Below are 25,094 nucleotides of genomic sequence, written 5' to 3' on the forward strand. Positions count from 1 at the left end.
GAAAAAAACTGTATTCGAACCCGTTACTGCTCAGACTGTTGTTTATGACCTGCGCGGAATGCGGTGATAAATCTGCTTAAATACTGCCCGAAAACGTATGTTTGTCTGCGGGTGCTGGAGCCGCCTGTTACTGATCTTTCTGCACTTGCTACAGTCTGCGAACCGATTCACCGAATCTATTCGGTTAAAAATGTAGCGCGATTTTAAGGCCGACGAGCTGACCTTTATCAATCACAGTGGAAATATTATTTGCCGCGGGTGCTGTGGGGCGGAACGATCAGTTTTCAAAGAGGGTGATGAGTCGCCCCATATATTGCTTCATCTGTTGCTGAAGATCATAGTTTCCGTCCTGCAGGCACCAGTTGAAAACGATACCCCGTGCAGCGATGAACAGGTATTCGGCAATTTGCTCGGCGCTCTGTTGTGAGCTGAGTTCACCGATTTGTTGCCCCTGTCGAATTACGATCAGCAGTACTTCCTGCATACCCCGGTGTTTTTTCAGGAACCATTTGTTTTCTGCGTGGTACAGCACTTTCATGGTGTCCACACCCATGCGGATGTTGTAATCGGCGTAACAACCAAAGTACTGAACGATTCGTTCCATGACCGTAGTGGCGGTTAATTGCTGTCTGACGGTGTTCTCGAAATAGTCGTCAGCATCGTGATACAACTGCGACAGAATGTCTTCTTTTGATTGAAAGTGATGATAAAAGGCACCAACTGACACGTTTGCAGCTTTGCTGATCTGTTCAATTGTAGTGCCGTGATAACCTTTTTTTTCCATCAGGCTCAGGCCGACCCGGTAAATATGTTGTCGGGTTTGTAAAGCCTGTTGCTGGCGTTTGGTCATGGACTGGGACTTCAAAGTTGCTCTCTACAGTAATCATGAAACCGTGGCAGTTTACTGGGCTGCAAGGTTGATTGAAATATACGATTCCGGAATCGTTGTGCTGGATCATCCTCATGAGATGTCTGAAACGGAGTATTCATTATTTCTTTCCCGGTTGTACGCTCTGGTTGTCAATCGATAGTGCAGAAATCATTTGACATGAAATGAATATGTACAAAAAAGCTGTTCAAAATGAACAACTTAGCGACCGGGAATGTCGATATCCAACAGTGGTGCCGCATCCAGAGACTCTGCATCCATCATGGATCCCACTCGTTGGAGAGAGGACAGGATCTGGGTTTTCTCCCACTCATTCAGATTTTCAAACTTGTTGATGAACTCCTCGTGCAATAGCGGAGGCACGGTTCGGAGTATTTCATGCCCTTCCGCAGTGAGACGGGCGTTGACAATTCTGCGGTCGGTATTGCCGCGAACCCTTTCAATCAAATGCCGGGTTTCCAGGCGATTCAGGATAGTGGTGACGGTTGCCTGGCTCAACGATACGCTGTCCGATATCCGCTTAACGGTTACATCCCCCAGCTCTTCAATGGCGCGTAGCACCATAACCTGTGGGATCGTCAGGCCACACGCTTTCACAATGCGTTTCGACTGTAAGTCGGTAGCCCGGATAATTCGCCGCAGGGATATCAGAACCTCCTGCCAATATGTATTTTGTTTCATACCTTCCTATTAATCCGGCAATTAAATAGATCGTCCTGATCTCTTTAATTGTCGCCCCGATAAATCTGGTGGTGTTGTGCGCAACCCCGAATCGTCGGACCGTTTGATTTATCGGGGCTCGCATTGGCTATGGTCAATGGTGTGGTCCGACACCTCGGTGCATTCCTGCATCACACTATTAACCCGACACGTATACGTGCCAGGTTAATATAACCTCTGATTCGGCTTTTATTATAACGTGAATTCAGAAATTTCCAGTTTTTTGATAGACGGATATATATGGGGTTTCTGGTCAGACTGTCTAAGTTATTGATTTGAACTCAAAATATTAGATGTGTATGCTTAAAAAGAATGTCAAATCGTAATACTGGAGTTGTTATGAATATCAGAGTTGTGTTAACGCTGGCGCTAGTGATTGGTTTTTCACAAGCGCAGGCTGCTTGTGGAAAGGTGACGATTGCTGATATGAACTGGAGTTCAGCAACCTTAATGGCCAATGTAGATCGTTTTATTCTTGAGCACGGTTATGGCTGTAATGCTGAAATCGTACCGGGCGACACCATGCCGACCGGAACATCCATGATTGAGAAAGGTGAACCGGACATTGCCCCGGAAATGTGGAGCAATTCCATGAAAGCGGCATTGGACCGTGGGGTTGAGGAAAAACGCCTTCGCTATGCTGGCAAGTCGCTGTCCGACGGTGGTGAAGAAGGATTTTGGGTGCCTCAGTACCTGGTGGACAAATACCCTGAAATGGCAACCATCCAGGGAGTGATCAAGCATGCAGACCTGTTCAAACACCCGGAAGACGACAAGCGACATGCATTCTATGGTTGCCCGGCTGGATGGAATTGCCAGATCTCGGCCACTAATCTGTTCAAAGCACTTAACCTGGCCGATTATGGTTTTGATCAGATTGATCCGGGGTCAGGTGCTGGTCTGGCCGGTGCCATTGCCAAAGCGTATGAACGTCAGGAAGCCTGGTTTGGTTACTACTGGGCACCCACCTCCATTCTGGGTAAATACAAAATGGTGAAAGTGGACTTTGGTTCCGGCATCGATAAGGATGAATACATCAACTGTACCAGCAGCGATGCCTGTCAAAATCCAAAAGTCACCATGTACCCACCTTCTCTGGTACAAACGGTTACCACAGAAAGCTTTGCCTCTCAGGCTCCCGATGCATACGCTTATCTGACCAAGCGCTCATACACCAATGCCTTGATGAACGAGCTGCTGGCCTGGATGGAAGACAATCAGGCCGATGGGGAAACGGCCATGTATCATTTCCTGGCAAATTATCAGGACGTTTGGAAACCCTGGGTTTCAGTCGACGTTGCCAAAAAAGTCAGCGATGCCCTCTAGTTTATTTATGAGTGTTTCCCGGCCACCCCTGGTGGTGGCCGATGCCTGTTACAGTCATAAACAAAAGGTATCCATATGGCAGACTCATCATGGTTAACCCGTTTTCCGGAAATGGAGCGCACCGATCTGCTGGCGATCCGCAAAACACTGGACGAGGGTTTTCGTAATTTTTCCCGGGCATATGGCGATGCCATCGAATCTTTTTTTGATCCCTTATTAGCTTTTCTGGTCTGGTTTGAAAAGCTGTTGCTCAATACTCCCTGGTGGATTGTTCTTCTTTGTATTACCGCACTTGCGTACTTTGCCAGCCGCTCCTGGAAGTTGTGTCTGGGAGTCGTGATTTCTTTTTTACTGATCGGCTATTTTGGCATGTGGGAAGATACCATGCGAACTATGAGTATCATTATTGTCAGTACGGTGCTGGCGCTGCTCATTGGTCTGCCGGTAGGAATTCTGATGTCCCGCTCGGACCGGACACAAATGATCGTAACCCCGCTGCTCGATATCATGCAGACCCTGCCTGGATTTGTGTACCTGATTCCAGTGGTCATGTTGTTGGGGATCGGTAAGGTTCCCGGAGTGATTGCGGTGGTCATTTATGCAATTCCTCCGATTATCCGACTGACCAATCTCGGAATCCGGCTGGTGGATGCCGAAGTGATGGAGGCCGCGACGGCTTACGGTGCCAGTCCAATGCAACGTCTGCTCGGGGTACAGATTCCGCTTGCCATGCCAACTATTATGGCCGGTATCAACCAGACGATCATGATGGCATTGTCCATGGTGGTGATTGCCTCAATGATTGGTGTGAAGGGACTTGGGCAGCCAGTGCTTAAGGCCATTACCAATCAGTATTTCACCTTGGGCATGTTGAACGGACTTGCAATTGTTGTCCTGGCTATTGTGTTTGACCGGATTTCCCAGGCCTATGCCAAGCGTACCCAGGCTCATCTTGGGGGCATCAAAAATGGATGAGGCGATGATTCGGATAGAGGGGCTGTATAAGATTTTTGGTGATCGTCCGGAAGCGATCATGCCCATGGTCATGGAAGGCAAAAGCAAGGAGCAGATCCTGGCTGAGACAGGTCATACTCTGGGGTTGAAGGATATTAACCTGAGTATTAAGAAAGGTGAGATTTTTGTCATTATGGGCCTGTCCGGTTCCGGCAAATCGACACTGATCCGCCACTTCAATCGCCTGATTGATCCAACTCGTGGGATCATTCGGGTTGAAGATACTGATGTCATGCAGCTTTCTAAAAAAGAGTTGCAGGAGTTTCGACGCCATAAAATGTCAATGGTGTTTCAGCGCTTTGGCCTGATGCCGCATCGAACCGTTATTGAGAATGTTGCCTATGGTCTGGCGGTGCAGAGAGTGGATAAACACACCCGTACCGAAAAAGCACGGCAGTGGTTGGAAACGGTTGGTTTGTCGGGTTACGAACAGCAGTACCCATCGCAACTGTCAGGTGGTCAGCAACAGCGTGTCGGACTGGCCAGGGCGCTGTGCACTGATGCTGAAATTCTGTTAATGGATGAAGCATTTTCAGCGCTGGACCCGTTGATTCGCAGTGAAATGCAGGACCAGCTCATTGAATTGCAGCAGAAGCTGCACAAAACCATCATTTTTATTACTCATGATCTCGACGAAGCGTTGCGGCTCGGCGATCGTATTGCAATATTGAAAGACGGAGTATTGGATCAACAGGGCACTCCTGACGAGATTCTGTTGCATCCGGCGACAGCTTATGTGGAAGCGTTTGTCAAAGATGTAAACCGGGCCAGAGCACTAACGGTTGAGACTGTCATGAAACCCGCGCCTTACCGGATCTCTGCTGAAACCATCGAGGAAGCGTTGGCACAGATGAAGCAGTTTAAAAGCGAGTATGGTTATCATGTTACAGAAGACGGTTATCAGGGTTTTGTAACTCAGGCATCGCTGGAGCAATGTCGTGACGATCAGGGTGGAACCGGTAAGCTCTGTGAAGAAGTTTATCAGGAGTTGCCAACGGTCGCGCCTGATGACATTCTCGAACGGGTCATACCGGACACGCTTGAATCCTCTTATTCGCTACCGGTAGTTGATACTGAGGGTAACCTTAAAGGCGAACTTGAGCGTAGCAGTGTGGCTGATATTTTTTCCGATTCATCGGACAAAGATGAGCCTGACACCGACGAGGTTGATCAGAAGCAGGCGGTTGATTCTGGCAGAAAATAGTCGTTCAGGATCCGAAAAAAAGCGAAACCATTTGGTTTCGCTTTTTTTTTGGCTATGAGTGTTTTCAGGACTTGTTCCGGTTTTTAGCCTCTATCCATCTTCCCATAAATTCTGTTGCACGAAACTGAGTCTGCCATAACAGGTTGCCGTAAAAATTCTGTTCTCTGATGGTCGGCAGCTGCTGTTTCACGGTTGCTAATCGCTGTACCAGTCGTGAGTTCAAAGTCTCGGGATGATTGACTGATTCGAGGACTTCATACCCCTGTTGTTGGAGTCGGTGCCAGAGTTGCGGGTCTTGATAGACATCAATTATCTGTTGGGCAAATACCGAAGCGGTATCGGCAGAAGGAAGTTCCCAGCTCTGTTCACCATTCATGCCCTCAGCGGCAATGGAGGTAAGAATGTTAGGAGTGCCGGTTCTGAAGCCATCGATCACTTTGCCTTTATTACCCGCACCAAAACGCAATGGTGCCAGATTGATCCGGTAAGCGGGCAGACCGAGGTCGATGGATTCCATGCGGCCCTTGATCAGGAATCGCTTCGATGGTTGGTGCAACTGCTGTATACGCGCCGGTACGTACGCTCCATAAATATGACATTCCACACCTGGCAGCTGTGAATATATCTGCGGCCAGATATCCTGATACAACCATTCCACCGCATCAATATTCGGGGCATGCAGAAAGCCGCCAATAAAACACACATGGTGCCTGTGTTCATAGGGGAGCATCGCCGTGGCTGGTAGCGATTGGGCTGCAAATGGCAGGTGCAATAACAGTTGTCTTGATATCTGAAACTGCGATTGCAGCCAGGCCGTTTCATAGTCAGAGATAACCAGAGTCAGGTCGCTACGCAAAATGGCGGCAACTTCCCGGAACGCGATGTCATTGGTGAGAGAAGTGGGTTGTCCGCTCTTATGGCTTTGTTCTCGTATATGACGCAGGCTGTGTATGTCACTGGTATCCAGTACTCTGATCGCTTCGGGACATTGTTGCCGTACCCGCCAACTGAATTGTTCCTCCGTCATAAAACGGTCGAAAATAACGATATCGGGGTTCAGCTGACTCAACCAAAGATCAAATGAATCTGAATTCATTTCGATTGCACTGCAATGTATTCCCGGTAGTTCATCGGAGAATTCGCCGGCTTTGGCGGCACTGGCAAAATGAACATTGTGTGTGCAGGACTTTAGGTCGGAGAGGATCTGTAATGTCCGGGTACCGGCAGCGCTGGAGCGCGATTCCGGCCAGTTCTTGCCTATCAGAAGAGCAGTGTTGAATAGCATGGATATGAATAATTAAGCCCGGAGCGAGCCCGGGCCTGACAAGTGGTTAATAGATAGGAGCGATACCAACAGCTTTTTTGGCTTTTGCCAGTAATACTGCGGCTTTTTCCCGGGCTTTCGCCTCACCCTTTTTCAGGGTGGATTCGATGTAGTCCGGATTGGCCATCAGTTCATTGTAGGTCTGCCGTTTTTCTGCCAGCATCTCATTGAGATATTCAAACAGTTGTTTCTTAGCATCACCCCAGCCAATGCCGTCTGCATATTGTTGCCGTTTGGCGGCGATTTCCGCCGGTGTGGCAAATGCCGAAAAGATAGCAAACAGGTTGCAGCCGTCAGGATCCTTGGGCTCACCAGGTTCCAGGGAATTAGTGACGATTTTGTTGATCAGCTTGCGAAACTTTTTCTCGTCTTCGAATAATGGAATGGTGTTGTTGTAGCTTTTGCTCATTTTCCGACCATCCAGTCCTGGCAATACCATGGAATTTTCCTGTACCACCACTTCTGGCAGATTAAATGTCTCACCGAAAATATGATTAAAGCGGGCAGCGATGTCGCGGCACATTTCCAGATGCTGAATCTGGTCTTTGCCAACGGGCACTTTGTGAGCGTTAAACATCAGAATATCCGCAGACATCAGTATCGGATAACTGAACAGTCCCATGGTGATGCCTTTGTCCGGATCGACGTCATCGCTGTCGACATTTTCCTGTACTGCCGCTTTATAAGCGTGAGCACGATTCATAAGACCTTTTGCGGTTACGCAGGTCAGCAGCCAGTTCAGTTCAAGAATTTCGGGAATATTGGATTGCCGGTAAAAAAAGACTTTTTCCGGATCGAGTCCGCAGGCCAGCCAGGTTGCAGCAATGGCCTTGGTGGATTCCTGTACCCGTACAGGATCATGGCATTTGATCAGGGCATGGTAATCGGCCATGAAATAATAGGACTCAACATCGTCTTTCAGGGCGGTTTCGATGGCCGGGCGGATAGCACCGGCATAATTGCCCAGGTGGGGAATGCCGGTTGTGGTGATCCCGGTCAGAACAATCTGTTTACTCATAAACTTGACTAATCTGTGGCTAACTGGAAAGCGCGAAGATAGCAGATTCTCGACCCTGAATATAGTTGTGCGATCACTATTGTCATTGGTCCGGTTAACGTTACTATGCGCACAGGTTTGGGATAAGGAAATGTTGTATGGGGTTGATTCGTTTTGCCATTAAATCGCCGTTGCTGGTGTTATGGTGTCTGTTGGGGCTGTTATTATCGATCACCACAGTTCCCTGGTTAGCGGAAGCCAGTATCTTAAAACTGGCCGGTTGGTGGCACCGTAATCTGCTCCGTATTCTACGGGTGCGTGTACATGTGACAGGAACGGCGGATGCCGCCAGTGGTTTGATGGTCAGCAATCATATCTCCTGGCTGGATATCATTGTGCTGGGTTCCCGTTTTCATACTTATTTTGTCAGCAAGGCCGAAGTGGCAAAGTGGCCAGTGGTGGGAACGCTGGCCAGAAGTGCTGGCACTCTGTTTCTGCCCAGAGGTGGGAATCAGTCTGCTGAAATCAGCAGGGCCATGTCAGATCGGGTTGCCAAAGGTTCTTACGTGTTGTTTTTCCCGGAAGGCACCACCTATGCCGGAACCGAAGTCCATCGGTTTCACCCACGTTTGTTTGCCGCAGCAATTGAATCTGGCGTTCCAGTGTTGCCGGTTGCGCTGTTTTATCAGCATAAGCCGCAGCCACATCCGACTGTTCCGTACCTGGGTGATCAGAGTCTGGCTGCCAACCTATGGGGATTGTTGCGAACACCAGCAATTGATGTGGTGATTCAGGTGGGTCATGCTATCCCGGCGGCTGAAAAGCAGCGAAAAGAACTGGCGCTGGAAGCGCAGCAGCAAGTAACTAATCTTTTGCAAACCACCATAGACGATCATTCCTGAGCAGGTCGAGGAGTTTATCAATGCCACGACTGCCGGGGCAGATTCGGTCAGTCTGAACCAGTTCGCGTTTGTAAATAGGGTCGCGATCGGTGGCATCGAATAGTGATATATACGGTGTTCGGGTTTTGTTGCACAACTCTCCGAGCCATTGGTTCAGTTTCTTGACTCTGGCATTGTAGGCAGGGTCGTAGACACACGGGACTCCCAACATGAATATCCGGAACTTGCCTTTACAGGCATGTAACAAATGTTGGGTATTTTCCATAGTTTCGCGCAGCAGTATACCGGGATTCTCCGGATCTGTGCTGCAGTCATTGAGGCCGTAACAAAAGACTATCCGGTTATCGGCTTCTGGAACCCAGCGACGGATGGCTTCATCTGCGAATCTTTGTCGTAACTGGGAAGTGGTCTCATGTTTGATTCCCTGGTTGTAAACAATGCAGTTCGGCTGGGATTTCTGAATGTGTTGAGTCAACCTTGCAACCAGGCCATTTTCCTGTACCAGCAGATCATCGCCATAAAACTGAAGGATTAAGTTGAACTCTTGCATGTAATTCCAATAAGGTTGCGGCTTAATTTTTCTGTTGTTAGCAGTATAGATTTAATCTTCGCTGAATACCCAATCAAAAACTGGAAATTATCGAGAGGACTACGATGCTAAAAGCAATACCGGTATTAATACTGTTATGTCTGGCGGTGAATAGCAGGGCAGACAAGGATCAGTGGATATGGTTACCAGTTGTCGCCAATGCGCCGGAAACAGGATTCATGGTTGGCCTGTATGCCACCAAGCTGGAAGCATCTGACGATGAAGGCGTGCCAGGCAACCGATATTCATTCCTGGTCAGTGGTACGTCCGAAGGTATGTATATGGCGCAAGTTTGGCCGACCTGGTGGTTAAATGCCAACCAGAGTGTGACTGTTGGGTTTGGCCTGAACTATTGGCCGGGTACTTACTATGAAAACGGCAATAGTGAACCTAAATTGGAAGAGGAATATGAGTCAACCAATGAGGTGGTGCGGTTGTCTTTTGATCAGCGTCTGGTCAGCGAATTATGGATCAAGCTGCAGTGGACCCTGCAATGGAGCGACATCAGTTCCGATGACGATAACGATCTGATTAATGATAAAACACCTGGGAGTGATGGTGGTTTCTACCATGGTCTGGGTGCGACTTTGACTTGGGATAAAACAGATTCACGGGATTTTCCACGGTCAGGACAGAAGATTGAAGCCGGTTCTACCGGATATTTCTCCGCCCTTGGCAGTGCTGAACAATTCATGATCAGTGAAGTTTCTGCCATGCAGTATGTGCCGGTATTGAGCGATTCCACCTTGGCGTTCAAAGCCACTTATATGACAGCGACGGATGACACCCCTTTTAACAAACTGCCGGCGCCCGAAGGGTCCAGCATTCTTCGGGGAGCAAACAGTGCGAAGTTTGCTGATTACGAATTACTCGGTGTTCAGGGTGAACTCCGCTGGGTGTTTAGTGATCGCTGGGGGATGGATCTGTTTTCCGATTTTGCTCAAGTGGCGCCTGATTTCGGCAAGTTTGGTATGAATCGTTTCCATAATGCCACTGGTGTTGGCGTTCGATATAACCTTGCCAAAGGCACCCGTTTGAATTTCAGGGTTGATCTGGCACTGGTGGATGGTGAGGATATTGGTACAGTTGTGTCGTTTGAGGAAGCGTTTTAATGATCGATCGCCGGCGACGGTTTGAACAAGCGGAGGGGTTGAGCAATTGGCGGGCAAAGGCAAACGAAATTATTTTCGGAGCTGATACCTTTGCCGGCAAGTTGTTTGATATTTTGCTAATCGTTGCCATTCTGATCAGTGTGGCAGTGGTGATGGCCGATAGTGTGCCCTCACTTGATCGCCGGTATCACCTGCTTTGGCTGTGGATGGAGCGGGGATTCACCATTCTGTTCACGATTGAATACATTGTTCGCCTGATGAGTGTTTCCCGGCCCGTTCGTTATGCCTTCAGCTTTTACGGGATGGTGGATCTGTTGTCGATACTGCCAACCTATCTGTCGGTTCTGATCCCCGGGGTCAACTCATTCCTGGTACTGCGGATTCTGCGGGTATTACGGGTGTTCCGGGTGTTGCGATTGATGCACTACATCGGCGAAGCAGAAGTCATGACTCTGGCGATCCGCCAGAGTCTGCGCAAGATACTGGTGTTTTTGTATGCGGTATTGACCATGGTAGTGGTGTTTGGGTCGCTTATGTATGTTGTTGAGGGATCTGAAAACGGTTTTTCCAGCATACCAAAAGCCATCTACTGGGCTATTGTCACGTTGACGACTGTTGGGTATGGAGACGTCGTTCCGCATACTCCGCTGGGCCAGTTTATTGCCTCTGCGGTGATGATCATGGGTTATGCCATTATTGCTGTGCCCACAGGTATTTATGCCGCAGAAATCAGTCAGGTTATGACCACCCGGCGTGATGCCAGAGGATGTCCGGGATGTGGTAAAACCGGTCACGATGTAAACGCTCACTATTGCAAATTCTGTGGTACTTCACTGGATCCTTTGCATCAAGAGTAAGATTACTGGCTCAGGGTTCTGCCGCCGTCTACGGCCAGAATCTGACCAGTAATGTATTGCGCCTGATGACCGAGAAACCATACCGCTTCGGCGATATCTATGGCGGCACCGGTGCGTTTCATGGGTACCTTTTCCAGAATGTTCTGTTTCGCCTGGTCACTCATGGCAGATTCCTGCTCAGGCCATAAAATGGCCCCCGGGGCAACGGCATTGACCCGGATATCGGGTGCCAGTTCCAGAGCCAGAGACTTGGTCAGGGCAATCAGTCCTGATTTTGCCATGCTGTAGATATTGTGCTCACGCAGTGGCCGTATTCCGTGGATATCTACCATGTTTACAATGCTGCCTTTGTTTTTCTTCAGTTCCGGGTAGAGTGCCCGGCTAAGAAAAAATGGTGCCTGCAGGTTAATTTCCATCAGGTCCTGCCATTGTGTCAGATTGGCATCGATAAACGGTGTTGGATAGAAGGTGCTCGCGTTGTTGACCAGAATATGCATTTCCTGAAAGGCAGCAACCGCCTGCTCGGCCATCTCGTTAATCTGGTCCGGATGATTCAGGTCGGCCCGCACTAACGCCGCACTGTTTGGGCGCAGGTGATTGAGGGTATCCACCAGTTCCTGGCCTCTGCGGGTCGATCCGGAACAATGAATCACCACGTTGTAGCCTTCTTTATGAAAATAGCGAGCGGTTTCTGCACCCAGGCGGTGAGCAGCCCCGGTAATCAGGATGGTTGCCAAGATATTTTCTCCTGTTTGACACGGTTAATGCGCTGGCGTCGGATTTCCTCGCCAAGTTGTTTGCCATGATAACCGGCATCCATTAACGCCTGGGTATCAACGGTTCTGGAAGCCAGGTAGGCTCGGTGGAAGTAATCTGCCTGCGGATAGGCTCTGCTCTGCCATCCAGAGCGTCCCTGGAAATCGGCGGTGCAGCAAAGCAGGAAATTCTCAAACACCAGTGGATTCTGGTAGGCTCCAAACGCCTGTAAGGTATCGACAATGGTGCTTGCCTTGAGTTCCCGGATTCGATGACAGTGGGTGTGATACCTGGCGACTTTAGCAGCGAGGCTTTGATAGGCATTCGGCACTTTCAGGCGCTTGCCCAGTGCTTTGACCAGTCGTTCACCGGTCTCTTCATGACCGTGGTGGCGCGGTAGTATTTCACTCGGTGTCAGTCCTTTGCCGAGATCATGGCACAGCGCTCCATAGCGAACGATGGGATCCTGTGACAGTGTGCAGGCCTGTTTCAGTACCATCATGGTGTGAATGCCGGTATCCACTTCCGGGTGCCATTTCTGTGTCTGTGGAATACCGAACAGACGATTGAGTTCCGGTACCAGTATATCCAGTGCCCGTACCTGTCTCAGAACCTGCCAGAAAACCCAAGGTGAGCGCTCGGTCAAGGCTCGCTGTATTTCCTGCCACACCCGTTCAGGTACCAGTGTGTCGAGTTCACCGGATTGTGCAATTTCCTGCATCAGTGCGAGGGTTTCATCGGCAATGCTGAAGCCAAGGTGATCGAACCTGGCAGCAAACCGGGCGACTCTCAGGACTCTGAGCGGGTCTTCGCGAAATGCCGGAGATACATGGCGCAGGACTTTGTCTTCGATATCCTGGCGACCGTGATAGGGGTCAACAATGTTGCCATGCTCATCCTGTGCCATGGCATTAATGGTCAGATCCCGGCGCAGCAGATCGTCTTCCAGTGTGACAGTGGTGGAGAAGTTTACCTCAAAACCTTTGTAGCCCTGTCCACTTTTGCGTTCGGTCCGGGCAAGGGCGTATTCCTCGTGTGTCTCAGGATGCAGGAAAACAGGAAAATCAGCACCAACCTGCTGAAATCCCTGACTTAGCATGTGTTCCGGAGTGGCACCTACAATGACCCAGTCGCGATCCTTGACCGCCAGGCCGAGTAGAGTATCCCTGACAGCGCCACCAACAAGATAAGACTTCATAAATACCGGTTTCATTCATTTGATTATCGATAGCCAGCATTATATCTGATATTCGGGGATTTTCTGTGCACATGGCGACGATCTCATGAAAATTGATGCCGTATAGGTGTTGTGTGATTAGTTTGCGAAAACTTGATCCCAGACAATGACATATTTTTATGTTTCTATATAAGTCTGATTTTGTGAAGGCGTGTAGTGAGAAACTGAAACGGTAGAATGTATCGTCTGAAAACCGTTTGTGTCGAACTGTTCTTACAACCCTGACCCGTCTTTAATCATCGACCGGACGAATCACAGTCTGGCGTATCCAAAAACAATCCAGCTACTTTCGTAACAATGTGGAGATCTGAATGAAAAAGTTATTTGCTGCAATTGCTCTTTCCCTGCTGGTTCCCGGTATGGCATTCGCTGCTGGTGATGCCGCTGCCGGAAAAGAGAAAGTGACCACTTTGGGATGTGTCGCCTGCCATGGCGCTGATGGAAAATCAGCCGTAGGAATTTACCCCAATCTGGCCGGACAACAGAGCATGTATTTGGAAAGTTCTATGAAAGCCTTTCGTTCACAGGATCGTAAGGGTAATCAGGCTGCTTTGATGTATGTATATGCCAGCAAACTAACAGACCAGGATATTGCCGATCTGGCAGCTTATTTTTCAAGTTTGAAGTAAAATAAGGTTTTTCCTTCAGGACCCCGCTTAGATGCGGGGTTTATTTTATGTGGTATCACATACTTGGGTGGACCAGTTCCATGCTGTTTGTGCTGACTTGGTATGGCCTGGGTCAGCAACTGCTGAGTATTGAAAAACGGCGCAGAAACGGCCAGATCGCCACTCAAAGTTTGTCGATCAATCAGTTTGCCTCCAGTTATTTCGCATTTTATGCCAACTTTTTTTATGGCATCTCCATTGAACCCTTCAATCACTATCTGGTCTGGACCCGTTGCGGAGCCCTGCTGTTATTGTTGGTCATCTTGTTCCGAATCTGGGTTGAGCGGAGATCGTGGTGGAGCGCGATCACTTTCTGGAGTGGACTAACGATTCTGGTGTTGGGCTTTGTGTCCATGTTATTTCGACCGTTTCCCGGATTTGCCCGATTGGGTGCCAATTCTTTGATGCTGGCAGTGACTGTTCTGCTGGTACAGGGAACTTTGCATCAATGGTTGTTAATACGCAAACAAGGTGCAGTAGGGGCGCTCTCGTTCTCTTTGTTCCGGACCATCCTGATTAAAGATATCAGTACATTGACTTTTGCTCTGACTATTCCACTGACAGCTGCCTGGCCGCTGTTACTCCTGAATGGGTCGAGCGTATTGAGCCGTGGTTTACTGCTGATTCAAATGGAGGTTCTACGGAAACGAACCGATTCTCAGGTCGCGGGCTGAACGAATGAATATCGCATGGCGGATATCAGACCATAATAGTAGAATCCGCTGTTCTTCCGAATCAGGGAAAAAACCATGCACTGTCCATTCTGTAGCGCGACTGATACCAAGGTGATCGATTCCAGGCTGGTGGCAGACGGTGATCAGGTTCGCCGCCGCCGTGAATGTCTGCAATGTGGTGAGCGCTTTACAACCTATGAAACAGCCGAACTGGTCATGCCCAGAATCATTAAGACCGATGGTTCCAGGGAACCGTTCAACGAGGACAAATTACGCTCCGGACTGCACCGGGCACTGGAAAAACGCCCTGTGGGTATGGAATCGCTGGAGGCTGCCATCAGCAGAATCAAGCACAGCCTGCGAGCCATCGGTGAGCGCGAAATACGCAGTCGGACGCTGGGGGAAATGGTCATGGATGAGCTGAAGGCTCTGGATCAGGTGGCCTATGTGCGATTTGCTTCGGTGTATCGGAGTTTTCAGGACATCAGCGAATTCCGCGATGAGATTGACCGGCTGGAACAATCCCGGTGAGTCGTGATATCGAATTTATGGCCCAGGCGCTGCAGCTGGCGCGCCTGGGAATGTACAGTACCAGCCCGAATCCCCGGGTGGGATGTGTACTGGTCAAGAATGATCGGGTAATCGCTACCGGCTGGCATCAGCAGGCCGGAGGTCCTCATGCTGAAATTCACGCTCTGCGGGAAGCAGGTGCCGAAGCCCGTGGGGCCACGGCCTATGTGACATTGGAACCCTGTAACCATACCGGCCGCACCGGTCCCTGCTCGGTGGCACTGATCGAAGCCGGAGTGGCACGCGTGGTATGTGCCAGTACTGACCCTAATCCGCTGGTGGCCGGTGCCGGGATCGAGCGCTTGCGAGCTGCCGGTATCGGTGTTGAGAACGGTGTGCTGGAAACCCAGGCCAGAGCCTTGAATCCCGGTTTTATCAAGCGGATGACCACTGGACTACCCTGGGTTCGGGTCAAGCTGGCTCAAAGTCTGGACGGCCGTACGGCTATGGCTTCCGGAGAGAGCCAGTGGATTACCGGAGCAGATGCCCGCCGCGATGTACAGCGCTGGAGGGCAAGGAGTTGTGCGGTGCTGACCGGTTCCGGAACCGTCAAAGTTGATAATCCGAGTCTGACGGTACGGGAAAGCCTGATTGGTTTTACCCCTGTCAGACAGCCTCTCAGAGTGGTTCTGGATCGTCAGCTGAGTACCGATCCAATGAGTTCTGTGTATGATGACTCGGCGCCAACGCTGATCATCAGCGCAGTAACTGATGTTGATAAGCGCTTTCCTGTGCGAGTGGAAACGTGTCGTATACCCTCTTCAGAGAACTGGCTGCGGGAAGTGCTGGCTGAACTCGGACGACGAGGATATAACGAAATTATGGTCGAGGCCGGTGCTACCCTGGCAGGGGCTTTTATGGGGGCAGGTCTGGTTGACGAATTGATAGTCTATACTGCGCCGAAATTGTTGGGTTCCGATGCCCGGCCGTTGATGACTTTGCCCTTGGCGTCAATGGCTGAAGCGGTGGCATTGGAATTGACAGATCTGCGCCAGATTGGGGTGGATATTCGTTTGATTTATCAAATCAAGGAACACTGATGTTTACTGGAATCATTGAGACCGTGGGTCAGGTTGCCAAAGTACTCAAGAGTCCGGCAGGTGACCTGAAACTGACGGTTAACGCCAAGGGGCTTGATCTTGCCAACACCAGGCTGGGTGACAGTATTGCTGTTAATGGCGTCTGTTTGACAGCCGTTGATATTGGCAGTGACTGGTTTACCGCCGATGTATCTTTCGAAACTCTGGAGCATACCCGGCTGGAACAGTTGCGCGCCGGTGAATCAGTGAATCTGGAGCTGGCGCTGACGCTGGCTTCCCGGCTTGGTGGGCATCTGGTCAGCGGCCATGTGGATGGTGTCGGCAGGGTTGAGCGCATTGAGCCTTCCGGGCGCAGTACCCGGTACTGGATTCAGGCACCCGAAGCGCTGCAGAAATACATTGCTCACAAGGGGTCGATTACGGTAGATGGTGTCAGCCTGACGGTCAATGCGCTTGAAGCACAGAGCTTCTGCCTCAATATAGTGCCGCACACTATCCAACAAACTATTATCAGCAGTTATCGGGTGGGGTCCATGGTGCACCTTGAAGTCGACCTGATTGCCCGTTATCTGGAACGATTACTGATGCCCGCCGAATCCAAACAACAAGCTCAGGCGGGCCTGACCCTAGAAAGTCTGGCACGTGCCGGGTTTCTCCACCGAACTTAGCAGCAGGTTAGATTAAGTGACGTTAAATAGCATTGAAGAGATTATTGAGGATATTCGTCTGGGTAAGATGGTTATTCTGATGGATGATGAGGATCGTGAGAATGAAGGCGACCTGATCGTTGCTGCTGAAAAAGTCACGCCTGAAATCATCAATTTCATGGCCTCCAAAGCACGGGGGCTGATATGCCTGACTTTGACCGGTGAGCGTTGTGACTTTCTTGGGTTACCCAGCATGGTACAACGAAATGGAGCTGTATATGGCACTCCTTTCACTGTTTCCATCGAAGCGGCCGAAGGTGTCACCACCGGGATATCTGCGGCTGACCGCGCTCGCACCATACAGGTTGCGGCGTCACCGGCATCCAGACCGGAGGATATTGTTCAACCGGGGCATATTTTTCCTTTGCGGGCACAGCCCGGTGGCGTACTGAGCCGTGCCGGACATACAGAGGCCGGTTGTGATCTGGCCAGGTTGGCGGGATTGTCGCCGGCATCGGCGATCGTCGAGATTATGAATGAAGATGGCACCATGGCGAGGATGCCGGATCTGAAAAAATTTGCCGCTGAACATCAGTTGAAAATAGGGACTATCGCTGACCTGATTCACTATCGGATCATGCATGAACGTTCAGTGGAACTGATCGATGTCAGGCCAATGAATACTGCCTGGGGTCAATTTGAGATGCATGTTTATCGCGACCTGATCGAGGGGGGGCAGCATGTAGCGCTGTCGATGGGACAGTTCACCTTAGATGAACCGGCTCTCGTGAGGGTACATGTAACTCAGGTATTGCGTGATGTTCTGGGGATCGACTCGGAACATGGCCATGGCTGGTCAATTCAGAAGTCGCTGCAAAAGGTGGCTGCCGAGCAACATGGTGTCGTGGTATTGCTGGATATCAACCGCGGCCAGAATGTACTGGCAGAGCTGGATCGTTTCCATTCCGAGCATCCACCCAGACGCGACCCAAATGCGGACAAATCCGGCGCCTACACCACCATTGGTACCGGTTCTCAGATTCTGCGCGATTTGAACATTGGAAAAATGCGGTTATTAAGCTCACCAATGAAATTTGGTGGGATATCAGGATTTGGCTTGGAAGTTATAGAATACATTCCCTGTACCGAATAATGATCTGCACATTATGCAGACGATTTTTATAAAAGGTTAACAACATGACGATAAAGACGACAGAAGGTAATTTTGCAGCAAATAAAGGCCGCTACGCAGTGGTGGTGGGTCGATGGAATTCGTTTGTTGTGGAAAGTCTGAAAGATGGTGCGCTTGATGCCCTCAGGCGCCATGGTATTGAAGATAAACAAATAGAAGTATTTTATGTTCCCGGAGCATTCGAGATTCCATTGGTTGTAAAGCGACTCGCGGATCAGCAGAAATTTTCCGCCATCGTTGCGCTCGGGGCAGTAATTCGTGGTGGTACACCTCATTTCGAATACGTCGCTGGCGAATGTACTAAAGGCCTGGCTCAGGTATCTCTGAGTAGCGACATCCCGGTTGCTTTTGGGGTTCTGACAGTAGACAGCATTGAACAGGCTATTGAGCGTGCAGGTACGAAAGCCGGCAACAAAGGCGCAGAAGCAGCATTGAGCGCGCTTGAAATGGTCAATTTACTCAACCAAATTGGAGGCTAAATGGCCAACGATCATTCCCCAAGTCTTTCCTCGAAAAGACGTAAGGCCCGGAAGCTGGCACTACAGGCTCTATACCAGTGGCACATGGCGGAAACCAGTGTTTCTGCTCTGGTTGCCCAGTTCCTCGCTGACAACAATATGGAAAAAATCGATCAGGAATACTTTACCGAAGTGGTTCGTGGTGTACCTGCAGAAAAATCCTCTCTGGATGACAAAATTGCCGGTCACATTGATCGTGAGCTGTCCCGTTTGACGCCGATTGAACTCGCTGTATTGCGGATGGGAACTTATGAGTTGCTGCATCGATTGGATGTGCCCTACCGGGTGATCATCAATGAAGGTGTCGAACTGACTAAAGCTTTTGGTGCCACCGATGGTCATAAGTATGTGAATGGTGTACTCGATAAGCTGGCCCAGGAACTCAGAATCACTGAGGTGGCACATACGCCTTCCCGTTAGCCTATGACGATGCACTGGGACAAACTGCTCACTACCGAACGCTACGGTCATGGTTTTATATCTGGTCAGGAACTGGGTCGGAGTCATTATCATAAAGATCAGGATCGTATTGTGTTTTCGGCTGCGTTTCGCAAACTCACGGGTAAAACCCAGGTGCATCCTCTGGCCATCAATGATCAGATCCACACCCGGCTGATACATTCCATTGAAGTGGGCAGTGTCGGTCGGTCGCTTGGTATTAAAGTAGGTGAGCGTATTGCCCGGGATCTGCCCGAGTGGATCGAGGCTGATGATCTTGGTGTGATCGTACAATCAGCCTGTTTTGCCCATGATATTGGCAATCCGCCGTTCGGACATGCCGGTGAATATGCCATTCAGGACTGGTTCAAGCAGTCCCGCAATGCCTGGCTGACGGAACCATTGAGTGAACCGGAACGAGCTGATTTGAAAGGTTTCGAGGGCAATGCCCAGGGCTTTCGAATTGTATCGCAGCTGGAATACCACTTGTTTCATGGTGGCCTGCGGTTGACCTATCCAACCCTTGGAACACTGCTCAAATATCCTTGGACTATCGAGCATGTTGATGCCAAGGGAAAATTCAGCTGTTTTCAATCTGAACGTCGGGTATTGGACGAACTGGCGAGTAAGCTTGGTTTGATCAAGGGGCATCGTGGTCAATACAGTCGTCATCCCCTGTCTTATCTGATGGAGGCTGCTGATGATATCTGTTACGCGATTATCGATCTGGAAGATGCCGTCGAACTTCATATTCTTGATTACGAAGAGGTTAAACCTATTCTGCTGACCCTGTGTGGCGAGCGGCAGATGGAGATCCCGGAGCTGTTGCATGATGACGTGGCTCCGCATCGTAAATTGGCGGCACTGAGAGGTCGGGCCATGCAGGCCATCATTGACTCCATTGTCGATGCTTTTGAAACCCATTTGCCGGCTATTATGTGTGGCGAATTCACCGGGGATTTGCTCGCTGCCACCTCTGAACATGTTGTGGAAGGAATGAGACAGGCTAAGAGTCTGGCGCGAAATAAGGTTTTTCTGGATAGCGCCAAGACTGAAACAGAGTTAGGTGCTTATCACATCATCAGCACATTATTGGATGTCTTTATCCCTGCGGGTTTTGAGTTATTTGAGAAAAAAGACAACCATGATCTTTCATATCGGACCAAACGGGTTTTTGATCTGATGGGTGGGGATGCGCCAATGCCCCGTTGGGCTCTATATGAGATTTATCAGCGCCAGCTGGATTTCGTAACAGGTATGACCGACAACTATTCCGGGTATCTGGCTCGCCAGATCGGAGGTACGGGCCCAGGGCTGGTATAGTCGCGACAGGCCCGTTGTTCGTTTTTTACTTAAGATTTAGTTCCAATTTGCCGGCTTTTATCTTCGAATAGTCGGCCTTTTCTACACCAATCACCATACATGGGGTCGTCGCCAGCTGGTTATAACGTACCCCTTGGGCAGGCATGACGAACTCCACCGGTAATACCACTGTTTTTCCCTTGAGTTTGGATTGTGAGCTGGTAAGGACAATATCGTAACCATTGTTACGTTGCCGGCCAGCTGCGACTACCACTGCCAGGTATTTTTCGAAATCAAAATTGCTGAACAGATCCAGTTTCTGGTCACTGGCTCCAAATGCATTGGCAAGTCCTGATACTTTGTTCAAGTCTTCTTTATTATTGAACAGCTTGACGCTGGCTCTTTGTTCGCGGCACTGTTTTGAGGCGTAAAACATCTGTGTCGAAACTGTCTGGCTGGCGCATGATGTCAGAACCAGCAAAAAAGCTAATAATAAATATGCTAACTTCATAAAACCCTCTGTACCCTGCAGTTTTGACTGAAACGGAAGCCAGTTGCAATTTAATAGACCGGCCGACTGACGCCGGTAGGATGACTAAAGCCAAGTAAAAGCATGGATTACTGTATGGAGCATCCCAAGGCCGCTGGAATTATGCATGATTTATTCAGAATCGTTAACCGATATGTCGTTGACTATTTTTCCTCCAGGGAACAATTCCTCGTTATCTGGCCAGTTATTATGCGTAATTGAAAAACAATGGATTTAGGGCAAAAGAGGTTCGATCAAGTGTTTCTGATCTCCAGTTTGAATTTTGTGAAGGAATTCCAAATTTTATGAGACCTTGATGGTTTGTCGGAATTTTTGGCGTGCCATTCTAGATATCTTGACAATTTCATGTCGGGATCACTTCTCAAAATTATTATTTATTTACAAAAAAGTAATTATGAGAACCATTTCAAGTACTCCAAATGTATATGCCACTAACATTTTTGCCTACTTGATAGTTTCGTATAAATTTCTTTCAGGACTCCCGATATGTACTGGATTCGATACACCGCCACACGACTTGTGCTGCTGGGCCTTTTGGCCGGGCTTCAGGGCTGTGGTACAGACTCCCCCGATTTTAATGGTTCATCAGGCACAAATGACACCTCAGACCAGGGATCCGGATCACCCAATGACGGTTCTGGTTCTGACTCAAACGATTTCCCTGGACGAGCGTTATACGCTAGTCAATGCGCCGTTTGTCATGGTGATTCTGGCCAGGGGAGTGGAGTTAGTCCAAGTTTAAAGAATGTTAACCGTAGCTCATTTATTTCTGCGACGGTTCAAACAATGCCTCCGAGCAACCCGAGCTCTTGTGGTCAGACCTGTGCTGAACAGATTGCTGATTATGTCGTAGCTGGTTTTCCTGCGCCTGATTCTGGAACCGGTAACAATGGTGGTTCCGATAATGGCGGTTCCGATAATGGCGGCTCCGACAACGGTGGTTCCGATAATGGCGGTTCCGACAACGGTGGTTCCGATAATGGTGGTTCCGACAACGGTGGTTCCGATAATGGCGGCTCCGATAACGGTGGTTCCGATAATGGCGGTTCTGACAACGGTGGTTCCGATAATGGCGGCTCCGATAACGGCGGCTCCGACAACGGTGGTTCCGATAATGGCGGCTCCGACAACGGTGGTTCCGACAACGGCGGTTCCGATAATGGTGGTTCCGACAACGGTGGTTCCGATAATGGCGGCTCCGATAACGGTGGTTCCGATAACGGCGGTTCTGACAACGGTGGCTCCGACAACGGCGGTTCCGACAATGGCGGTTCTGATAACGGCGGTTCCGATAATGGTGGCGGGTCGTCTGCAGCAGTTATCTTTTCCGAAACGTTTGAAAATGTGGCTGCTGATACTCAGCCGCAGGACTGGGATAACTTCCTGAGTTATAACTACAACACAACGAATACCAAAGACTATGGTACCTATGCCCTGGTGGATGATTCAGTTGCCTACAGCGGTACGCATTCCATTCACTTTAAAGGTAGTCTGTCGCAGATAGTTCGTAAATTGCCAGACAACACTCAGCAGCTGCATTTGCGCGCCTTTGTCCGTATGAATAAGCAAATGGGTAATGTTCCGGGCGACAACCATGAGCACATCATGGGTATCAAGAAAACCCAGGATGCCAATAACGAAGTCCGTATTGGTCAAATCAAAGGGGTTTTGGGTACTAACGATGTCCCATCCGATAATATTTCGCCTACAGCCAGTCAGTGGGAATCCGGTAAGGCGTTGAAGCCGAATACTTGGTATTGCGTTGAAACTGCACTGTATGCTGATACCGATTATGACGAAGTTCGCATGTGGGTCGATGGTGAACTGGTTCATAGCATTACTTCCGATTCCGACTGGAATAACGGTGCTCTGGGTAAAGACTGGATGAGCGATAAGTTCAACTATGTCATGTTTGGTTTCCAAAGCTTCAGCGGTAACAGTGCTGATGTGTGGATGGATGATATTGTTGTATCAACGGAAGCTGTAGGTTGTGATCCAATTGGATCAGACGGTGGCTCATCCGGTGATGGTTCTTCTGGTGATGGTAACAATGGTGGTGGAACATCAAATGGTGATGTGACGAATGGCAAGACTCTTTATGATGCTCAGTGTGCCACGTGTCACGGCAGTGACGGAAAGGGTCAGTTTGCAATCGACGCAACGGCTTCTGTGTTTGGTAACAACAAGCAGAATCTGGTTGATTATATCGTCGATACCATGCCGTACGGTGCTGGTGCCCAGTGTGTGGGTGAATGTGCTGCCAATACTGCAGCCTATATCCGCAGTTGGGTAGGTGACGGCTCAGGCTCAGACAATGGTTCCGGGTCTGACAATGGTTCGGGTTCAGATAATGGTTCTGGCTCTGACAATGGCTCGGGTTCAGACAATGGTTCCGGCTCTGACAACGGTTCGGGTTCAGACAATGGCTCTGATAACGGATCAGGTTCAGACAACGGTTCTGGTGATAACCTATCCTGTGGTGATGTGACCTATGGACCCAGAAGTCTGCGTGTGCTGACCGATCATGAGTTTGCAAACTCAGTAGAGGATTTGACCGGGATTAACCTTGTCCGGGATCTGGGACAAAGTACCTATGATGCAATTCCAACCGATAACCTGATCGATGGTTTTTCCAACAATGTCATGGCTTCCATTGATACTGGTGCAATGCAGTCTTATAGCCTGGTTATCAACAAAGTAGTGGATAAACTCGCGCAGCAGGACTACACCAGTATCATTGATTGCTCAGCCTTTAATGATACTGCTGCGTGTGCTGCCAGTTTCGTTGAGAACTTCCTGCCGAAGGTTTTCCGTCGTCCTCTGACTGCGGAAGAAAATACTGCCTATCAATCTCTGTTTACCACCGACTATACCGCAGGTGATATCAATGAAGGTCTTAGTCTGGCACTCAGAACCGCTCTGACGTCTCCTCAGTTCCTGTATCGTGATGAAACCGGTGTTTCTGTCAAAGACATCGAAGCCGGAGGTTCTTCATCTGACAATGGTGATTATCAGCCGGTTGGGGAAGTACAGGTACTGGTTGAAGCTCAGAATCCTAAAGAAGTTGCCCTATATAACCAGGCTGGTTTCGGTAATACCCGGTTCACCGGTAAAGATCTGGTTGAGGTCAGCGTTAAAGCGGTAAAAGGCAGTGTATGGCCTACCTTGTCGATCGAGACAGGAAGTGGCACCGTCATCGGTCAGGTTGAAGTGGATCATACTTACTATAAAACCTATCGTTTCTACAGTGATCAGGTGAAGAATGATTACATTTACCTGGTTGCCAAGAATGCCAATACAGCCAACGTGCACGACAGTCGTACTCTGACCATCAGTAGTCTGAAAGTATCGGCCGCCGAGATTGCTGTTCCGTCTACACCGGATGTGGCTCTGGATGATGATGCATATGTTCTGACATCGTATCAGTTGGCATCCTACCTGAGTTATACCTTCACCGGTTCCACTCCTGATGACATTCTGCTGAAAGCAGCAGCTGAAGGTGGACTGGATACTGATGAACAAGTTGCTGCCCAGGTGGAACGTTTGTTGAAAACTGACCGCGCTCATCAGCATTTTGGTAACTTCGCAGCGCAATGGCTGCGGACGGATCGGGTACTGGACATGGTCAAAGACTCGAATCTGTATCCAACTTTCACCGCTAATGTGCGTACAGCGATGGCCCAGGAAGTGCGTGATGTCTTCAACCACGTGGTACTGGATCAGGGCGAGCCGTTCTCCGCGCTGTATGACGGTAATTTCACCTTTGCCAATCAGACTCTGGCTGATTTCTATGGGGTTGGTGGTGTGACCGGCAGCAATATGCAGAAAGTTACCGGTATCAATAGCCGCGCAGGCTTGGTCACCTCGGGTGCCTTCCTGACCGTTCATGCCCATGAACAGGAAACTGGTCCGATATTACGCGCTACGTATTTGCGTAAACGTTTCCTCTGCCATGATGTGCCAGCGCCACCAACCGGTGTATCGCTCAATGGTGATGACTTCGATGAAGCCCGTGAACAGGCCAGAATCGAGTGGGAAAAATACCTGGAAGAACACAATGGCCTGGCAACTGCCCGTAAGAAGTATGAGTTCCAGACATCTGCCAGCATTTGTCAGTCTTGCCACGCGCAGATGATCAACCCATTGGGTGGCGGTTTTGAAGATTACGATGCCGTTGGTCTGCCACAGACCAAAGATTACAACGGTTTGACCATTGACTCTTCGGGAACCATGTACGGTGTGTCCAGTTTGACAGATGGCGATTCAATCAGCTTCAACGGAGCCAAAGAGCTGGCGCACTCGATCGCCGATCTGGATGTCACCCGTCAGTGCTTCATCGACAATACTTTCCGGATGGCCATGGGTACCGGATCAACTTATCTGGACCGGGCAATGGATATCGATCTCTCCGCTGATGAGGTCAATAACTACACCTGTGAAGTGCAGAACCTGGATAACGTCATGAAATCCAGTGACTACAGCACCGTTGAGCTGCTGAAAGCACTCGGCACGATGGACAGCGTCCGTTACCGTAAAAATGTCGTACGTTAATGGCAAACCGGATATTG

At 49.6% G+C, this 25,094-nt stretch carries 25 protein-coding genes; 17 read left to right on the plus strand and 8 right to left on the minus strand.

What is annotated here, in order from left to right:
- Positions 1 to 277 precede the first annotated feature (277 nt).
- Complete coding sequence (locus tag YC6258_RS09825) at positions 278 to 850, minus strand: TetR/AcrR family transcriptional regulator (RefSeq protein ID WP_044616835.1); 573 nt, start codon at positions 848 to 850, stop codon at positions 278 to 280.
- Here YC6258_RS09825 and YC6258_RS09830 point away from each other — a divergent pair.
- Positions 849 to 1,031, plus strand: coding sequence for a hypothetical protein (locus YC6258_RS09830; protein WP_044616836.1), 183 nt, complete (start codon positions 849 to 851; stop codon positions 1,029 to 1,031). The genes YC6258_RS09825 and YC6258_RS09830 overlap by 2 nt on opposite strands.
- Positions 1,032 to 1,090: 59 nt before the next feature.
- Here the strand turns inward: YC6258_RS09830 and YC6258_RS09835 are convergent, their stop codons facing one another.
- Positions 1,091 to 1,570 (minus strand): MarR family winged helix-turn-helix transcriptional regulator, encoded by a 480-nt coding sequence (locus YC6258_RS09835; protein ID WP_044616837.1) that lies wholly within the window; start codon positions 1,568 to 1,570, stop codon positions 1,091 to 1,093.
- Positions 1,571 to 1,948: 378 nt separating this feature from the next.
- Between YC6258_RS09835 and YC6258_RS09840 the strand changes: the two genes are divergently transcribed.
- The 3 genes from YC6258_RS09840 (at position 1,949) to YC6258_RS09850 (ending at position 5,153) form a co-directional block, all read left to right on the plus strand.
- Positions 1,949 to 2,935 (plus strand): ABC transporter substrate-binding protein, encoded by a 987-nt coding sequence (locus YC6258_RS09840; protein ID WP_044616838.1) that lies wholly within the window; start codon positions 1,949 to 1,951, stop codon positions 2,933 to 2,935.
- Between the two features lie 75 nt (positions 2,936 to 3,010).
- Positions 3,011 to 3,910: an ABC transporter permease gene (locus YC6258_RS09845; protein ID WP_044616839.1), complete on the plus strand. Its 900-nt coding sequence runs from the start codon at positions 3,011 to 3,013 to the stop codon at positions 3,908 to 3,910.
- On the plus strand, positions 3,903 to 5,153 hold the full coding sequence (locus YC6258_RS09850) for a quaternary amine ABC transporter ATP-binding protein (protein WP_044616840.1): 1,251 nt from the start codon (positions 3,903 to 3,905) through the stop codon (positions 5,151 to 5,153). The genes YC6258_RS09845 and YC6258_RS09850 overlap by 8 nt, the downstream gene beginning before the upstream one ends.
- 64 nt (positions 5,154 to 5,217) lie before the next feature.
- Here YC6258_RS09850 and YC6258_RS09855 read toward each other — a convergent pair whose 3' ends face one another.
- Positions 5,218 to 6,438, minus strand: coding sequence for a glycosyltransferase (locus tag YC6258_RS09855; RefSeq protein WP_052830200.1), 1,221 nt, complete (start codon positions 6,436 to 6,438; stop codon positions 5,218 to 5,220).
- Positions 6,439 to 6,484: 46 nt separating this feature from the next.
- On the minus strand, positions 6,485 to 7,495 hold the full coding sequence (locus YC6258_RS09860) for a tryptophan--tRNA ligase (protein WP_044616842.1): 1,011 nt from the start codon (positions 7,493 to 7,495) through the stop codon (positions 6,485 to 6,487).
- 137 nt (positions 7,496 to 7,632) lie between these two features.
- Here YC6258_RS09860 and YC6258_RS09865 point away from each other — a divergent pair, with 137 nt between their 5' ends.
- Positions 7,633 to 8,376 carry a lysophospholipid acyltransferase family protein gene (locus YC6258_RS09865; RefSeq protein ID WP_044616843.1) on the plus strand — a complete coding sequence of 248 codons (744 nt, stop codon included), beginning with the start codon at positions 7,633 to 7,635 and terminating at the stop codon, positions 8,374 to 8,376.
- Here YC6258_RS09865 and YC6258_RS09870 read toward each other — a convergent pair.
- Entirely contained in the window at positions 8,339 to 8,926 is a 588-nt protein-coding gene (locus YC6258_RS09870; protein ID WP_044616844.1) for a GDSL-type esterase/lipase family protein, read from the minus strand. The two genes, YC6258_RS09865 and YC6258_RS09870, sit on opposite strands and share 38 nt — an antisense overlap.
- Positions 8,927 to 9,030: 104 nt before the next feature.
- On the opposite strand from YC6258_RS09870, the gene YC6258_RS09875 reads away from it, so the two are divergent.
- On the plus strand, positions 9,031 to 10,077 hold the full coding sequence (locus YC6258_RS09875) for a BamA/TamA family outer membrane protein (protein WP_044616845.1): 1,047 nt from the start codon (positions 9,031 to 9,033) through the stop codon (positions 10,075 to 10,077).
- A complete protein-coding gene (locus YC6258_RS09880) occupies positions 10,077 to 10,934 on the plus strand; it encodes an ion transporter (protein WP_044616846.1) in 858 nt (285 codons plus the stop codon). The genes YC6258_RS09875 and YC6258_RS09880 overlap by 1 nt, the downstream gene beginning before the upstream one ends.
- Before the next feature lie 2 nt (positions 10,935 to 10,936).
- On the opposite strand, the gene YC6258_RS09885 is transcribed toward YC6258_RS09880, so the two are convergent.
- Entirely contained in the window at positions 10,937 to 11,671 is a 735-nt protein-coding gene (locus YC6258_RS09885) for a pteridine reductase (protein WP_245627029.1), read from the minus strand.
- The gene (locus YC6258_RS09890) at positions 11,656 to 12,888 is read right to left on the minus strand and encodes a multifunctional CCA addition/repair protein (RefSeq protein ID WP_044619923.1); all 1,233 of its coding nucleotides are present in this window, start codon (positions 12,886 to 12,888) and stop codon (positions 11,656 to 11,658) included. Before YC6258_RS09890 ends, YC6258_RS09885 begins: the two co-directional genes overlap by 16 nt.
- Before the next feature lie 350 nt (positions 12,889 to 13,238).
- Between YC6258_RS09890 and YC6258_RS09895 the strand changes: the two genes are divergently transcribed.
- The 9 genes from YC6258_RS09895 to YC6258_RS09935 all read left to right on the plus strand — a co-directional run bounded on the left by YC6258_RS09895 (position 13,239) and on the right by YC6258_RS09935 (position 19,997).
- Positions 13,239 to 13,556, plus strand: coding sequence for a c-type cytochrome (locus YC6258_RS09895; RefSeq protein ID WP_044616848.1), 318 nt, complete (start codon positions 13,239 to 13,241; stop codon positions 13,554 to 13,556).
- 47 nt (positions 13,557 to 13,603) lie between these two features.
- Positions 13,604 to 14,269 (plus strand): hypothetical protein, encoded by a 666-nt coding sequence (locus YC6258_RS09900; RefSeq protein ID WP_044616849.1) that lies wholly within the window; start codon positions 13,604 to 13,606, stop codon positions 14,267 to 14,269.
- Positions 14,270 to 14,344: 75 nt separating this feature from the next.
- Positions 14,345 to 14,800 (plus strand): transcriptional regulator NrdR, encoded by a 456-nt coding sequence (gene nrdR, locus YC6258_RS09905; protein ID WP_044616850.1) that lies wholly within the window; start codon positions 14,345 to 14,347, stop codon positions 14,798 to 14,800.
- A gap of 17 nt (positions 14,801 to 14,817) precedes the next feature.
- Positions 14,818 to 15,879 carry a bifunctional diaminohydroxyphosphoribosylaminopyrimidine deaminase/5-amino-6-(5-phosphoribosylamino)uracil reductase RibD gene (gene ribD, locus YC6258_RS09910; RefSeq protein WP_044619924.1) on the plus strand — a complete coding sequence of 354 codons (1,062 nt, stop codon included), beginning with the start codon at positions 14,818 to 14,820 and terminating at the stop codon, positions 15,877 to 15,879.
- Positions 15,879 to 16,547: a riboflavin synthase gene (locus YC6258_RS09915; protein WP_044616851.1), complete on the plus strand. Its 669-nt coding sequence runs from the start codon at positions 15,879 to 15,881 to the stop codon at positions 16,545 to 16,547. Before ribD ends, YC6258_RS09915 begins: the two co-directional genes overlap by 1 nt.
- A 16-nt stretch (positions 16,548 to 16,563) precedes the next feature.
- On the plus strand, positions 16,564 to 17,679 hold the full coding sequence (ribBA, locus tag YC6258_RS09920; protein WP_044616852.1) for a bifunctional 3,4-dihydroxy-2-butanone-4-phosphate synthase/GTP cyclohydrolase II: 1,116 nt from the start codon (positions 16,564 to 16,566) through the stop codon (positions 17,677 to 17,679).
- Between the two features lie 44 nt (positions 17,680 to 17,723).
- The gene (gene ribH, locus YC6258_RS09925; protein WP_044616853.1) at positions 17,724 to 18,197 is read left to right on the plus strand and encodes a 6,7-dimethyl-8-ribityllumazine synthase; all 474 of its coding nucleotides are present in this window, start codon (positions 17,724 to 17,726) and stop codon (positions 18,195 to 18,197) included.
- On the plus strand, positions 18,198 to 18,656 hold the full coding sequence (gene nusB, locus YC6258_RS09930) for a transcription antitermination factor NusB (RefSeq protein WP_044616854.1): 459 nt from the start codon (positions 18,198 to 18,200) through the stop codon (positions 18,654 to 18,656).
- A gap of 9 nt (positions 18,657 to 18,665) precedes the next feature.
- Complete coding sequence (locus YC6258_RS09935) at positions 18,666 to 19,997, plus strand: deoxyguanosinetriphosphate triphosphohydrolase (RefSeq protein ID WP_044616855.1); 1,332 nt, start codon at positions 18,666 to 18,668, stop codon at positions 19,995 to 19,997.
- 25 nt (positions 19,998 to 20,022) lie between these two features.
- Here YC6258_RS09935 and YC6258_RS09940 read toward each other — a convergent pair whose 3' ends face one another.
- A complete protein-coding gene (locus YC6258_RS09940) occupies positions 20,023 to 20,487 on the minus strand; it encodes a protease complex subunit PrcB family protein (RefSeq protein WP_044616856.1) in 465 nt (154 codons plus the stop codon).
- Between the two features lie 525 nt (positions 20,488 to 21,012).
- On the opposite strand from YC6258_RS09940, the gene YC6258_RS09950 reads away from it, so the two are divergent.
- A complete protein-coding gene (locus YC6258_RS09950) occupies positions 21,013 to 25,077 on the plus strand; it encodes a DUF1592 domain-containing protein (RefSeq protein WP_082070641.1) in 4,065 nt (1,354 codons plus the stop codon).
- The last annotated feature ends 17 nt before the right edge of the window (positions 25,078 to 25,094 follow it).

Source organism: Gynuella sunshinyii YC6258, from assembly GCF_000940805.1.
Taxonomy (GTDB): Bacteria; Pseudomonadota; Gammaproteobacteria; order Pseudomonadales; family Natronospirillaceae; genus Gynuella; species Gynuella sunshinyii.